This is a genomic window from Turicibacter faecis (assembly GCF_037076425.1).
In the GTDB taxonomy this organism is placed as follows: domain Bacteria; phylum Bacillota_I; class Bacilli_A; order MOL361; family Turicibacteraceae; genus Turicibacter; species Turicibacter faecis.
Genome location: NZ_AP028127.1, coordinates 689514 through 704239, shown reverse-complemented (window position 1 = coordinate 704239; position 14726 = coordinate 689514). Strand labels below are relative to the sequence as shown.

Genomic DNA, 14726 nt, shown 5'->3' with positions numbered 1-14726 from the left:
ACGAATAACAGTGTGAAATATGTCGAAAAAGAGGTTTTTTATATTTTTTTTGCAAAACGGCCTACTATTATCGGTCTATATGTTATAATATTCCTACAAAAAGGAGGATTTAAATGAGAAATTTAATATTAATGATCATCGCTTATTTATTAGGTTCTTTCCCCTCAGCGCTTGTGATTGGGAAAACCTTTTACAACAAAGATATCCGTAATTACGGGTCTGGAAACTTAGGAAGTACAAATGCGTTCCGAGTCTTAGGAAAAAAAGGCGGGGCTATTGTTTTTATCTTAGATATTCTAAAAGGGGGACTTGCCTTCTTAATTGCCAAATATGCGGGTGCAACGATTTCTCCTTTAATCATCGCCGTTTTTGCCCTAATTGGTCACATTTATCCCATCTTCGCTAACTTCAAGGGTGGAAAAGCGGTCGCAACAAGTGCAGGGATTATTTTATTTTACTCGCCCCTTCTCTTTATCACCTTATTTATCATCTTTGTTATTACACTGAAAATTTGGAAAATGGTTTCCCTTTCATCAACAATTATCTCAATCGCAGCTGTGTTTATTGTTTGGCTTGGTAATTATGATTTAACCGCACGAATCATGTTAACTATCTTTGCCGTCTTTATCATTATTAAACACATTCCTAATTATAAACGAATCTTAAATGGAACTGAGAATAAAGTTTCCTTCTTATAGAAAACAGTCTACCTATCCTAGATTGTACTTGAATATATGACGTCACTCTCTAAATTATAAGAAGTAACCCAAACTTTCTTTTCAACTGACATCCTTTCAATAAAAAAAAGCATTAAATGAGTCATTCATTTAATGCTTTTTATTTATTTCATGTTTTGATTAATTTGTTTCATCACTTGATTAATTTGCTTTTGAGAAGGCGTGCGACCCATTTGCATCATCATTGTACGAACAACTTCTTCGTTAATCGGTGGATTTTTTTGTAAATATTTTTTTAATTGACGTTGTGCAACAACAAAACCAACAGCGGCTCCTACTAATAACGCAATTACAATCCATAACCAGAATACCCAACTCGTAAACATATCTATTTCCTCCAAACATTTTACAATTCAATAGACCACTATCATATTCAATTTATACTAAATTATAGCTAAGATGTCAAGTAAATCTCGGCCAAATCACTATCTACCGCTAATATTAGACAGCGTTTTCAAAAATATTTACCTCTCAATTAGCTAGACACAAAAAAAGATTGTTTTCTTAAAAGAAAACAATCTTAAAAAACTCTTATAGTGCTTTATATAAAGAAACAACATTCTCAACAGTAAATCCATAAGCCTCGATGACTTTGTTTGCTGGTGCAGATGCCCCAAATCGATCAATTCCAAGGACGTCACCTTCAAATCCAACATACTTATGCCATCCATATGTCGCTCCCATTTCAATCGCTAAACGTTTAGTCACTGATTTTGGAAGAATTAATTCGCGATATTCTTTTGGTTGCTTTTCAAATAAATCCATTGATGGCATACTTACGACACGAACATGAATCCCCTCGGCTGCTAAAGCAGTCTGTGCGGCAACAGCTAAGTTAACTTCTGATCCTGTAGCAATTAAGATTCCATCCATTTCTTTTTGGGCTTCACTTACAACATATGCCCCTTTGCTCACACCTTCGTATGTTGTATTAGCCATAGTTGTTAAGTTTTGACGCGTTAAAATTAATGCTGTCGGTGTAGATTTAGACTCCATCGCTAAGCGCCATGCTGCAGCTGTTTCATTTGCGTCCGCTGGACGAATAACAGAAAAATTAGGAATTGTACGTAACATAGCTAATTGTTCAATTGGTTCATGTGTTGGTCCATCTTCCCCTACAGCAATCGAATCATGCGTTAAAACATAAGTGACAGGTAGTCCCATTAAGGCTGCCATACGCATAGCAGGTTTTAAATAGTCACAGAAGACAAAGAAAGTTCCTCCAAATACACGAACACCACCGTGTAACATCATCCCGTTTAAAATAGATGCCATTGCAAATTCACGAACACCAAAATAAATATTTCGACCAGATGGTGTAACTTTTGAGAAATCTCCACCGTTTTTAATATTCGTTTTATTTGAATGAGATAGGTCAGCTGACCCACCTAAGAAATAAGGAATCACTTCTGAAATAGCATTAATTGCCTCATGGTTCGTATCACGAGTCGCTTGAGAATGTCCTACCTCATAAGTTGGCATCACCGTTTCTAAATCAACAACTAATTCATTATTGATTGCTTTTTCCAATTCTTTTGCTAATTCTGGATATTGTTTTGAGTAATCAGAAAATAACTTATCCCATGCCTGATTTGATTCTTGCCCACGTACTTTTACGCTCTGTTCAAAATGATCGTACACCTCTTGTGGGATGGCGAAAGGTTCATGATTCCAACCGTACTGTTCCTTCGCATACGCTCCATCTTCTTCACCAAGTGGAGCCCCGTGAACTGCATTTGTTCCTTGTAACTTTGAACCATACCCAATCACTGTTTTAATCTCAATAATCGATGGTTTATTTACTTCTTTTTTTGCACATTCGATGGCTTGATCAATCGCCTGAATATCCGTTCCATCTTCCACGCGTTGAACATGCCATCCATATGACTCATAACGTTTTAAAACGTCCTCAGTAAAACTTTGTGTTAAGTCACCATCTAAACAAATGTCATTTGAATCATATAAAACAATAACTTTTCCTAATCCTAAATGTCCTGCTAATGAAGAGGCCTCACTTGTTACCCCCTCCATTAAATCACCATCACCACAAATAACAAAGTTATAATGGTCAATCAGTGGGTATCCCTCTTTATTGTAGCGCGCCGCTAAATATTTTTCAGCTAAAGCCATCCCGATTGCCATCGGAATCCCTTGACCTAAAGGTCCGCTTGTTGCATCGACTCCATCCGTATGTCCAAACTCTGGATGACCCGGTGTTTTAGAGTCCCACTGACGAAATTGTTTAATATCCTCCATGCTTACTTGATAACCTGATAAATGTAAAAGCGAGTAAAGTAACATAGACCCGTGTCCCGCTGCTAAGACGAAGCGGTCACGATTAAACCAATGACTATTCGTTGGGTTAATATTCATATGCTTTGTAAATAGAGTATAAGCCATTGGTGCTGCCCCTAACACAACACCCGGGTGACCCGATTTTGCCTTATTAATAGCGTCGATTCCTAACGTACGAATCGCATTAATTGATTGTAATGAGATGTTATTTTCCATATCAGTGACCTCCTTTTATACCATCTATATCTTACCCTATTGTCAAATATTTTACAATATATTAGAAAAAAAGATATTTTTTCCTTACATCCTACAAAAAAGAACAAACTCAAAAACGATACTACTCTCATTTTTAATATCTTGCTTCATTTCCGTTATTTTATTCCAAGGAAAGAAAAAAAATGAAATATTAGGTTAATCTGACTCATTATTAAAAGAAAAAAGACCCTCTTCTATTAAAGGGTCTTTCTCGTTTAATGGATCTCCTCATTCTGACGTTTTGCCTGAATTTGTTTTAACTTCTCTGGGGTGACATCCTCACCATTTGGATCAATGACGCGTACATTTTCAATCGTATTTTTCATACTTTCTCTAAAGGTTGTTAAATATTCTTCACGAAGAGCCTGTTGCTCCTTCACCTCTTCTTCAGTAAGTGCTCCAGCCTTTTTCTTTTTAGCTAACTCGTTTAAACGGTTCATTTTTTCTGTTGTTAACATAATATATCACCTCGATTAGTCTTCCCATCATTAATATACCAAATTTATTATCAATTGATAACTCATAATGTCTAAAAACCTCATTAATCTTTTAGGTTCTCTCCTCCTTCCTCTTTGAACATTTTCCATATTTTACACTAACAATTCACTGCAAAAAAAAGAACGAACGTTTGATAAGTTATCAAAATACTGATATAATAAGGCTATGATTTGGAAGGAGGAGAGCTATTATGAAACCTATTACGAAAAGGCAACAAGCCATTTTAGACTTTATCAAACAAGAGGTCGATAAACGGGGATATCCGCCTAGTGTCCGTGAAATTGGTTTAGCCGTTGGCCTATCTTCAACAGCATCGGTTCACAATCAACTTAATCAGTTAGAAAAGAAGGGGTTCATACGGAAAGATAAATCTACCACACGTGGAATTATGATTTTATCGCCTGAAACAACAAACGAATCATCTAAGGTTTCCCCTCCTCAACAGGAACTAAAATCGGTCATCAATATTCCGCTGATTGGAAAAGTGACGGCAGGCTCTCCGATTGAAGCCATCGAAAATCCAGATGATTTCTTTCCCCTTCCCACCCATTTAGTCCCCCCCCATCAAAAAGTGTTTATGTTAAACGTATCCGGGGATTCCATGATTAACGCGGGAATTTATGATGGTGACCAAATTATCGTTAAACAACAAAGCGATGCTCATAATGGTGACATTATTGTGGCGATGCTAGATGAGGGGCATGAAGTCACTGTTAAACGTTTCTTTAGAGAAGCTGAATATGTACGACTCCAACCTGAAAATGACTTACTAGAACCTATTTTTTCAACCCATGTTACGATTCTCGGTAAAGTCATTGGCCTATTTAGAACGGTTCTATAATATTTGGTGTGGGTGATGCCCACACCTCTTTTATTGGAATTAAAAAATAAGTACAAAAAAAGAGACATAACGTCCCAAATTCTATACAATGTAATCGACCAAAAAAACACGAAAGGATTGGGTTTATGTCTCACACTAATTGTATCTCAACTTTACTTGATTTAAAAGATAAAAATATTACTTTTTCAAAAAATTGTATCCAAGAAACTCAGATTAAGAATGTTCGTTCTAAACTTATTTTGGGAACTCTTTCTTTTCAACCGACTCGTTGCTACCACTGTGGTCATTCTTTTGACTCAAATATCATTAAACACGGCTTCAAAACTTCACGTATTAAGCTAGTCAAAATTTCCGGATTTGATGCTTATCTAGACTTAAAAAAACAACGTTATAAATGCCGTCATTGCGACCGAACATTTACCCTAGAAACATCTCTTGTTAACCCTAATTGTTTTATTTCCACTCCCGTAAAACAAGCCATCTTTTTAGAAGCTAGTCATAAGAAATCCGAAACAGATATTGCACGTGAGCTTAACGTTTCTCATTCAACCGTTAACCGCGTCATTCATTCTTCCTATGAAGAACAGCCGCTTCCCTTTAATTCTCTCCCAAAAGTTCTTTGTTTTGACGAGTTTAAGTCGGTTAAATCGGCCGAGGGAGCAATGTCCTTCATTTTTTGTGATGCGTCCAATGGAAAGCTAATTGATATCGTTGAAGACCGTCGCTTAAGTACACTAAGGACTTATTTTATGCGATTTTCTAAAGCAGCTCGTGAAGGTGTAACCCACGTCGTCATTGACATGTACGCCCCTTATATGACACTCATTAAAGAGGTATTCCCTAAGGCTAAGATTGTTTTAGATAAATTTCATATCGTTCAACTAGTCTCTCGTGCTCTTAATAAAACACGCATTCGTTTCATGAATCAAAATAAAGAGTTTTATAATAAATTCAAATATTATTGGCGACTTCTCTTAAAAGCCCAAGAAGATCTTAATGCCACTCATTACTTCTATTCCAACTGCTTCAAAAAGATGATCTCTCAACAAGAAATTATTGACTTTTTATTAGCCCTAGACCCTGAACTAAAGGAGACTTATGATTTCTACCAAACTGTCCAACAGGCTATTAAACTTCGTAACCTTGAAATATTTCATCATGCCATTCAACACCCCTCTGACCTGCTTTCACACGAAATGAAAACAGCCTTAAAAACACTCACTCATTATCAAGATTATGTCAAAAATACTATCGAAACTCCTTATACAAATGGAGTACTCGAAGGAATTAACAATAACATTAAAGTCATTAAACGTATTGCCTTCGGATACCGTAGTTTCTACCATTTCAAAGCAAGAATTTTGATTATTCATAAATACACTTTTGAACAAAAAAAGAAGAGGAACCAAGCCGTCTAAAGAATGGCCTAATTCCTCTTGATTACATGTATAGATTTTATTCACCCACACGATTTGACAAAGAGCCTTTAGAACAATGTAAAAAAAACTGTTCACACGACGTGAACAGTTTTTTTTATCTCGTTTTCAAATAATCTAAAACCTCATCGACCGTTTTTTCGAATGCTGCTACATTAACTTGAAACCAAACAACTTCCATTTGATTATTAAACCATGTATATTGACGTTTCGCATAGCGACGAGAATTCCTTTTAATTAGTTCCTTGCTCTCATCAAGGGACAGGTTCCCTTTAAAATAGTCATATAGCTCCTTGTAACCAATCGCTCGAATCGATTGAGTGGTTTCAGGAATTCCTCGATCAAAGAGCGAACGCACTTCTTCAACTAATCCTTCTTCATACATCTGATCCACCCGTTTATTAATTCTCTCATATAAAACTTGCCGATCATCCGTTAATCCAATCACACAAGCATCATAAATGAGTCGGTGTTCTTGTTGTTCAATCATTTCTGACTTTTTCATTCCTGATGTCGTATAAATTTCAAGCGCTCGAATCACTCGCTTACGATTATTCGGATGAATGGCCTTGGCCCCTTCTTCATCTACCTTTTTTAACATCGCATGTAACTCATCATTCGTTAAGTGCGCATATTTTGACGGGTCTGAATCCTTAGAATCAGCATCCTGCACAAATTCATAATCGTACAATACACTTTTTATATAAAGTCCCGTACCACCTACAATAATAGGTAACTTTCCTCGTGATTTAATCTCTGCAATTTTAGCCCGAACCGTCCGTTGAAAATCAGCGACTGAATAAGACTCCTCCGGTTCCTTTTCATCAATCAAATGATGAACGATTCCTTCTCGTTCTTTTACTGAAATCTTTGCCGTTCCAATGTCCATTGTTCGATAAATTTGCATCGAATCGCCACTAATTATTTCACCATTTAGGCGTTTAGCAAGCTCAATACTCATCTTCGTTTTACCAACCGCCGTTGGACCTACAATACATAATACATCCATTTTTTCACCTACATTACCCGTTTAAACATTTTTTCAATTTCATATTTTGTCATTTTTACTATAATCGGACGACCATGCGGACACGTATAAGGCTGTTCGCAGTAACAAAGACTTTGAAGCAGCTCCTTAATCTCATGCTCATTAATATATTGATTGGCTTTAATCGATCCCTTACAACTCATCATCACCGCCACCGATTCGCGTAATTTTCCAATATCAACTCGACGATCTAACATCACCTGATGAAGAATCGTTTCAGCAATTAATTTAACATCTAGTTGTTGTGCCCAAACTGGAACCGTCCGGACAACTAACGATTGGCCGCCAAACTCTTCAATTTCAAATCCAAACTTTAAAAGAGAAGATAGATGATCCTTTAGCAACAGTAACTCATCTGATGAATATTTTAAAACGATTGGAATAAGAAGTTCTATACAATCCCCATTAACATCTTGGAGAAGTTGATAGTTTTTTTCATACTGAACACGCTCCATTGCGGCATGTTGGTCCACAATAAACAATCCCTCTTCATTTTGAGCTAATAAATAGGTTCCATGCAATTGCCCAATATAATAAAGCTCAAGTTTTCGGTCACGTGTTTTCGTTGGAACAGAAACTTGAAGCGCCTCCTTCGACCTTGATTCTTCCTCTATCCTTCCCTGATGTGAAGGTAGCGCGCCTTTGGCCTCAACCATCTTCGGAGTATATGAGTGTCCGGATTTTGGTAAGGGTTCTCCACTGCTTTCATTCTCCTCATCCCGAATCACACTCTTATTAACATACGATACAGATGGCGTCGATGTTTGATAAGAAGACGTCTTTGATTTTGGGACGGTGATAGGCGAAGAAGGCTCTCCTTCTCGAACAGACTCCTCTAGTTTCGGTTGAATCAATCGTGGTTCTGGTTCAACTGTCATCGCTTTAACAAATGGATTCGGAATGTATTCTACTTGTTGCAACACATTTTTAATCTCTGTATAAATAAATGACTTTAACGACTCCTCCTGTGAAAATCGCACCTCTAGTTTTGCTGGATGGACATTCACATCCACGAGCATTGGATCAAAAGTTAAATGGAGGACAACAATCGGATACTTATCTTTAGGTAATAACGTATGGTACGCCTCCAAAATGGAACGCGTGATAGGATAATGACGGATGGCACGCCCATTCACAATAAGCGTGATGTAATTTCTTGAGGCCCGATTAATAATAGGGTCACTAATAAAGCCTTCAATCTCATACGTATCATTTTTAGCTTTAATCGGTATCATTTTCTTTGCAATATCAAATCCATAAACACTAGCAATCACGCTTTGCAGATTGTTTTGTCCATTTGTTTGAAATAACAATCGTTGATTATTAAATAACTTAAATGCAATATTCGGATGAGATAACGCAATTTTATTCATATAATCGGTGATATGGCTCAGCTCCGTATTTAAAGATTTAATATGCTTCAGCCGGGCTGGCGTATTAAAAAATAAATGGTTAACCTCCATCTCTGTTCCCTTACGCATCACCCCCGGTTTAGAGGTGATCACGTTCCCGCCTTTAATATTTAAATGTAAGCCACTTTGCACCCCATCGGACGTCTTGACATGAACATCGGAAACTGAGGCAATCGACGGTAAGGCTTCCCCTCGAAAGCCGAGAGTTTGAATCCTAAAAATATCATATTGCGTTTTAATTTTACTTGTCGCATGGCGTTCAAACGCAAGGTGGGCATCTTCCTCATTCATTCCCTCACCATTATCAATAACCTTAATTTGTCGTATTCCTGAATCTTGTAAATGAACCTCAATACTTGTACTCTGAGCATCAATCGCATTTTCGAGTAACTCTTTAACAACTGAAGCGGGACGTTCAATAACTTCTCCCGCTGCAATCATATTAGCTAATTGATCGCTCATTCGTTGTATTTTCCCCATAACCTACCTACTTTCGTTGATTCATTTTCACTTTTAATTCATACATGACATTCATTGCCTGCATCGGTGTTAATTGATATAAATCGATGGCCTCTAACTCCTTAATAATCTCTTCATAAGGATGCGGTTGTGGGATTGAAATTTCTTGAGGAACCTCTTTTTTCGGTCTCTGTACCTTTTCAAATAAAGAAAGTTGTCCCGGTTCAATATTTGGGACCACAACCTTCGGCATCACGTCATTCACGACGGACTCTTCTTCTTTCACCTCGTCATCTCCATTGACAGTTTGATCCTGAATCTTCCATTTTTCTTCCTCAACATCTTGCATGTTAGACGAAGAATGAATCGATAGTTTATCTTGTTCTAAGGCGTGTAATAACTCTTTCGCTCTCGTAATGAGTGGTTTAGGTAACTTCGCGATTTCCGCCACATGAATCCCGTAACTTTTATCTGAAGGTCCTTCCATCACCTTATGCATAAAAATTAATTGTCCCTCATGCTCCTTAGCACGTACATGACGATTTTCTAGATGCGCACACTTCTTTTCAAGCTGTGTTAATTCATGATAATGCGTCGAAAATAATGTCTTCGCACCAATTTCATCGTGGACATATTCAATAATTGACTGTGCTAACGCCATCCCATCAAAGGTTGCCGTCCCACGTCCAATTTCATCTAATAAAATCAAACTATTCTTTGTCGCGTGTTCAATCGCATAATTCGTTTCCATCATCTCTACCATAAACGTACTATGTCCCGAAACTAGGTCATCGGCTGCCCCAATGCGAGTGAAAATCTGATCAAAAATAGGAAGGTTCGCATAGCTGGCCGGAACAAAGCACCCCATTTGTGCCATAACAGAAATCAAAGCCATCTGACGCATATACGTCGATTTCCCCGACATATTCGGTCCCGTGATTAATAACACAGATAAATCATCGGGCATGATGCAATCATTTTCAACGTATTGCGCATCCTTTAGTACACGTTCAACCACAGGATGGCGCCCGTCTCTAACCTCAATAGTATGGTTTTCATTCAACTGAGGGCGAACATATCGACTTTCTTCACTAATCGTTGCAAAAGCTTGTAAAACATCAAAATATGCCATGATTTTTGCAATCTGTTGAATCTTAGGAATATCATTTTTAATGAGTTGACGTAATTCTAAAAACAGTTCATATTCTAACTGGATTGATTTTTCTTCGGCATTTAAAATTAAATTTTCTTTTTCTTTTAACTCCTTTGTAATAAAACGTTCAGCATTCACAAGCGTCTGCTTACGCTCATATCCAGCATCGTCTGGAATTAAATGAAGATTGGCTTTGCTAATTTCAATATAATAACCAAATACTTTATTATACTTGATTTTTAACGAACGAATTCCGGTTTTCTCACGTTCAGCTGCCTCTAACGCTAAGATCCATTCTTTTCCGTGAGAGACGATATATCGATATTCATCCAACGTTTCATTATAACCTTCCTTAATAATCCCACCTTCTTTAATACTAAGCGGCGGATTATCGACCAACGCCTTCGATAGTACAGACGTTATATCTGTACAATCTTCTAGCTTATCCAATTGTTGTTGAATCGTTGGCATCGGCAATGTGGATAATAACGTTTTAATCATTGGAATTTGTAAAAGCGATGAATTTAACTGAAGTAGGTCTCGTGCATTCGCATTTCCAAAACCAATACGTCCTGACACACGCTCTAAATCGTAGACTTCATCCAGGTGTTGTTTTAGCTCCTCCTTTAACATAAAATCATTCATAAAAGCTTCAACCACATCGAGTCGTTCTTCGATCACGCCCTTATCGATAGACGGACGTTCAATCCATTGTTTCAATAGTCGGCTCCCCATTGCCGTTTTCGTTTTATCCAATAACCAAAGTAATGAACCTTGTCGTGCTTTCGAACGAATCGTTTCAGTCAACTCTAAATTTCGTCGCGAATTATAATCAATGCTTAAATAGCTATCATTTTTTGTTAAACTAATCGGCTGCAAGTGTCCAAGTGCGCCTTTTTGCGTCCGTGTTAAATAATTAATTAAACGCCCAAAGGCATTTCTTAATCCTTCGTCTTTAATTTCCTGTGCCAAAAGTTGATATTCAATAGGAATTTCACACGATTCTTCCATAGATAGAACAAGGTGTTTAAGGGCCCTTAAATTATCAAACATTTGAATATTAACATCGGCTCCTACAACAATTTCTTTACACCCTAAACTAATCAATTCTCCTACTAATAACTGGTCTTCCTTTGGCAGACGCATGGCATAATTTTCTCCCGTTGATAAATCACAATATGCCACCGTATAGGCATCTGGACATGAAAAAACTGAGAGGATAAAGTTATTCTCTTTCTCATTTAAAGCTGTTTGATTCATCACCGTTCCAGGGGTTAATAATCGAACGACCTCTCGACGAACAACACCCTTCGCACTCGTAGGATCCTCCACCTGTTCACAAACGGCAACCTTATACCCTCGTTCAATGAGGCGGTTCATATAAGTATCGGCGGAATGATGAGGTACTCCACACATAGGGACGCGCTCCGCCGTTCCCGCTTCTCGCCCAGTTAACGCAATTTCTAGTTCTTTAGAAGCAAGTTGGGCATCCTCAAAAAATAATTCATAAAAATCTCCTAATCTAAAAAAAACAAAGGCGTCTTGATAGTTTTCCTTTATCGTTAAATATTGTTGCATCATCGGTGTATATTCATTCTTATTGCGCATGCTAAAAACTCCTTCTTCTTTTACACATTCTTATATTATAGCATAAATTGTCGAAACGATAGCTTTAAGAATTATTCATTTTGCTTATCGCCATCCATTACGGGTTAAAAGGCAGAGAAAACTCATCAACACGATTTATACTAAAAAAAACTTACGATTCCCCCTATCAAACGAGCCCTAAAACGGTATACCTATTTATCTACCTCTATAAATATCACTGTCATTCCGTTCCCCTTTTAGGAAACTTACCTGATATCTAATCGACAAGCTATACAGGACCTTACTCATTGAGCTCAAGTTTTTTCTATAAAAAACCTATCTAGACTTATATATGGACATTTTTACGTTTTTTTAATCATCATTGTCCTAAACTCCTCAAAATAAAAAAAAAAGAATAAGGCATTCCTGCCTTATTCTCCTCTAAAAGGTGAACTTTTCAAAAAGTTCGGGTTAATTTGTTGATCGATTTCATCATCTTCATCATCTGTATCAACATCGTTTTCAACAGGTCCTAAGATTGAAACGCGCATTTTTGTTTCCCCGATGACTTCAACCACAATTTCGAACTCAACTTCAACCACAATTTCACCATCTTCAATTCTTGCATCCACACAAGTTGGTTGTTGAATCGTTCTAGCAATGACTTCATCACCTTCATATAAACAATCACGAATTGTACGATGAACATTAACTTGGTCATCATATTCAATAGTTTGACGCGCCACTTCTGTTTGCGTATTATCCGCAAATGAGTACCATACGTTAATATCATACATACCTTTTACATCAACAGCATTATCACATTTTCTAGCTCCAAATTTATGATTAATGATCCAGCACCCTAAAATACTATCTGCAGGACTTCTTAAATCATTAAGAGGTGATGTGATTTTAAATCTTTTTTTCCCTTTACCAATCACGGCTTTTGTTACAATTTCACGAATATCATTCATCCTGAATACCTCCTCACTGATACTATATTCAGCTCTTCACCTATTTGATACTTAATTAAATCATTTTATAAGGTTTTCTTTTTCGTAGGAAAAGTGTATTTGTCTTACTTCCTATCCTCATTCATCCTAAAATTAAAAACATCTTAGCTATTCACTAAGATGTTTATTAACCTTATACTGTATTATATGAGCCATCGTCGAAAAGAGTTCATTTAACTCAATTTGGATTTGAATATATTCATTAAAGAGAGGATGGTTATAAAGTTCCTCCTCTAACGCTTTTAACTCATTCTCTTTTTGAGATTTGGCATTAGATTTTCCATAATGGTCAAACTTTATAACTTCCTTTTGTTTCTTTATATACTCGTCATACATGGCGAGTAGTTTTTTATTTTGATGAACTTTTTTAGTTAGCATAACATATCGCTCAATCACAGGATCATTCGCTAATTTTTCACTCAAGCGCTCAAAAGACGGTAAATTAGTTAATACTATCATCCGATACCATTTCCCCAGTTAAGTGCCATGTTTTAGCCTCTGTAATTTTAACCTTAACAACTTGACCAATCTTTTTCTCATCACCTTTGAAGTTAACGAGTTTATTATGACGAGTGTAACCTGCTAACATTGTATCATCGTTTTTGCTTGTTCCCTCAACTAAAACTTCTACAATTTGACCTTCGAATCGTTTATTTCCTGCACGGAATCCTCGGTTAATAGCCTCATTTAAACGGTTTAAACGATCCTTTTTCTCAGCTTCAGAAACATTATCCTCCATTTTCGCAGCAGGTGTTCCTTCACGTGGTGAGAAAATAAATGTAAAGGCCCCTTCATAACCTACTTCTTCAACTAATGATAAAGTCTCTTGGAATTGTTCTTCTGTTTCCCCAGGGAACCCAACAATAATATCCGTTGTAATTGATACCCCTGGAATAGCTGCTTTTAAGTCGCGTACTAATTGTAAGTACATCTCACGTGTATATTTACGGTTCATACGTTTTAACACTTCATTATTTCCTGACTGAACAGGTAAATGAATGTGTTCCATTAAGTTTCCACGTTTTGCTAATGCATTAATCGTCTTTTCATCAAAATCACGTGGATGAGATGTCGTAAAACGAATACGTGGAATGTCAATTTCATGTAAGTCATTTAATAAATCACCAAATGTGTATTCATGGTCTTTAAAGTCTTTCCCATAGGCATTAACATTTTGTCCAAGTAAGGTTACTTCTTGATATCCTTCTTCCGCTAAGTGCTTAATCTCAGCAATGATATCCTCTGGTAAGCGGCTTCGTTCTTTACCGCGTGTGTAAGGAACGATACAGTATGTACAGAACTCATCGCAACCATACATAATATTTACCCATGCCTTAGTATGCCCTTGACGAGTACGTGGCATATTCTCAATGATTTCCCCTTCTTGAGACCACACTTCAATGACACGCTCTTTCCCCATTAAGGCATTATGGATATATTCTGGTAAGCGGTAGATATTGTGTGTTCCAAAAACAAGATCGACATGTTGATGTTTCTCCATGATTTGGTTCACGACTTTTTCTTCTTGCGACATACATCCGCAAACTCCTAATATTAAATCCGGATTTGTTCGTTTTAATGGTTTTAAACGCCCTAACTCACCAAAAACACGGTTCTCAGCATTTTCACGGATGGCACACGTATTTAAAATAATTAAATCCGCCTCTTCATGAGAGTTAGCCTTTGTATATCCTAACTCCTCTGCAATTCCAATAATAGCCTCAGAATCATGTTCGTTCATCTGACATCCATAAGTTTGAATTAAATACTTTTTCCCTTGTCCAATGTTTTTAATTGATTCTTCAATGGCAAAATCACGGTGGACATGTGCCTGTTCACGACTACGCTTACGAGCATCTTTAATGCTTGGACGTTGAAAATAACGGCTATAGTCCTTTTCCCCTTTTTGCGTATTTGCTTGTAACGATAATTCCTTTTGTTGTTCGTTCATTTTTATCACCTATATTTAAAGATTTATTCATCAACTTCATT

12 protein-coding genes are annotated in these 14726 nt (G+C 36.9%); 3 read left to right on the top strand and 9 right to left on the bottom strand.

All coding sequences use genetic code 11. The annotated features are described in order from the left end of the window. Positions 1–113: 113 nt before the first annotated feature. Positions 114–698 carry a glycerol-3-phosphate 1-O-acyltransferase PlsY gene (plsY, locus tag AACH31_RS03360; RefSeq protein ID WP_161831953.1) on the top strand — a complete coding sequence of 195 codons (585 nt, stop codon included), beginning with the start codon at positions 114–116 and terminating at the stop codon, positions 696–698. 143 nt (positions 699–841) lie between these two features. Here plsY and AACH31_RS03355 read toward each other — a convergent pair whose 3' ends face one another. The 3 genes from AACH31_RS03355 to AACH31_RS03345 all read right to left on the bottom strand — a co-directional run bounded on the left by AACH31_RS03355 (position 842) and on the right by AACH31_RS03345 (position 3745). Then, positions 842–1063 (bottom strand): YneF family protein, encoded by a 222-nt coding sequence (locus AACH31_RS03355; protein WP_161831952.1) that lies wholly within the window; start codon positions 1061–1063, stop codon positions 842–844. 205 nt (positions 1064–1268) lie between these two features. Then, positions 1269–3248, bottom strand: a complete 1980-nt coding sequence (gene tkt / locus AACH31_RS03350) for a transketolase (protein ID WP_262953655.1) — start codon at positions 3246–3248, stop codon at positions 1269–1271. 254 nt (positions 3249–3502) lie between these two features. Beyond that, positions 3503–3745, bottom strand: coding sequence for a DUF896 domain-containing protein (locus AACH31_RS03345; protein WP_161831950.1), 243 nt, complete (start codon positions 3743–3745; stop codon positions 3503–3505). A 230-nt stretch (positions 3746–3975) separates the two neighbouring features. On the opposite strand from AACH31_RS03345, the gene lexA reads away from it, so the two are divergent. Then, a complete protein-coding gene (lexA, locus tag AACH31_RS03340) occupies positions 3976–4626 on the top strand; it encodes a transcriptional repressor LexA (RefSeq protein ID WP_338617911.1) in 651 nt (216 codons plus the stop codon). Positions 4627–4751: 125 nt separating this feature from the next. Then, positions 4752–6044, top strand: a complete 1293-nt coding sequence (locus AACH31_RS03335) for an ISL3 family transposase (protein ID WP_338506149.1) — start codon at positions 4752–4754, stop codon at positions 6042–6044. A gap of 115 nt (positions 6045–6159) precedes the next feature. On the opposite strand, the gene miaA is transcribed toward AACH31_RS03335, so the two are convergent. The 6 genes from miaA to miaB form a co-directional block, all read right to left on the bottom strand. Next, positions 6160–7071 carry a tRNA (adenosine(37)-N6)-dimethylallyltransferase MiaA gene (gene miaA, locus AACH31_RS03330; RefSeq protein ID WP_161831948.1) on the bottom strand — a complete coding sequence of 304 codons (912 nt, stop codon included), beginning with the start codon at positions 7069–7071 and terminating at the stop codon, positions 6160–6162. A gap of 8 nt (positions 7072–7079) precedes the next feature. Next, positions 7080–9002 (bottom strand): DNA mismatch repair endonuclease MutL, encoded by a 1923-nt coding sequence (gene mutL / locus AACH31_RS03325; protein WP_262953653.1) that lies wholly within the window; start codon positions 9000–9002, stop codon positions 7080–7082. A 7-nt stretch (positions 9003–9009) separates the two neighbouring features. Continuing rightward, a complete protein-coding gene (gene mutS, locus AACH31_RS03320) occupies positions 9010–11742 on the bottom strand; it encodes a DNA mismatch repair protein MutS (protein ID WP_262953652.1) in 2733 nt (910 codons plus the stop codon). Between the two features lie 410 nt (positions 11743–12152). Next, on the bottom strand, positions 12153–12695 hold the full coding sequence (gene cotE, locus AACH31_RS03315; RefSeq protein WP_161831945.1) for an outer spore coat protein CotE: 543 nt from the start codon (positions 12693–12695) through the stop codon (positions 12153–12155). Positions 12696–12842: 147 nt separating this feature from the next. After that, a complete protein-coding gene (locus AACH31_RS03310; RefSeq protein WP_161831944.1) occupies positions 12843–13193 on the bottom strand; it encodes a YlbF family regulator in 351 nt (116 codons plus the stop codon). Then, the gene (gene miaB / locus AACH31_RS03305; RefSeq protein WP_262953651.1) at positions 13177–14685 is read right to left on the bottom strand and encodes a tRNA (N6-isopentenyl adenosine(37)-C2)-methylthiotransferase MiaB; all 1509 of its coding nucleotides are present in this window, start codon (positions 14683–14685) and stop codon (positions 13177–13179) included. The genes AACH31_RS03310 and miaB overlap by 17 nt, the downstream gene beginning before the upstream one ends. Positions 14686–14726: the final 41 nt, after the last annotated feature.